This is a genomic window from Halorubrum sp. SP9 (genome assembly GCF_005435015.1).
GTDB lineage: Archaea > Halobacteriota > Halobacteria > Halobacteriales > Haloferacaceae > Halorubrum > Halorubrum sodomense.
The window spans coordinates 1-369 of record NZ_SGXU01000482.1 but is presented as its reverse complement, the minus strand read 5'-3'; the positions used below and the strand labels follow the sequence as shown (position 1 = coordinate 369).

At 49.3% G+C, this 369-nt stretch carries 1 protein-coding gene; it reads left to right on the top strand.

Translation table 11 applies throughout. The features are described from left to right. Positions 1 to 369: hypothetical protein (locus EXE45_RS18330; RefSeq protein WP_206750520.1), on the top strand; the 369-nt coding region annotated here is incomplete at both ends.

The window sequence follows — 369 nt, the reverse complement described above, 5'->3', positions numbered from 1 at the left end:
AGTCGATATAGGGTTTGTCAGAGGCAGTGACTACAACGCGGTTGTGGACGTGTACCTAGTGAAGGAGGGCATCGATTCCGACTACGATGAAGGAACGCTGATAAAAGACGGCTGGGAGCCGACGCTCACAACTGGCGAACAGACGTTTTCAACAGATACCAACGTCGAGGTGTCTGAAGGCGAAACCTACACATTAGAGTTTGATACGACAAATACCGATAGTGACGGTGAGACTGACATAGCTTACCTAAAAGTTGATGACTCCGCTTCTACAGTGTGGTACCAGTATGATCAGGCGGGTGACACATCGAAACAAGCATACGGCGACATCGAAATTGCGTTCAGCAATTCGATCAGCGCGTTCGATGC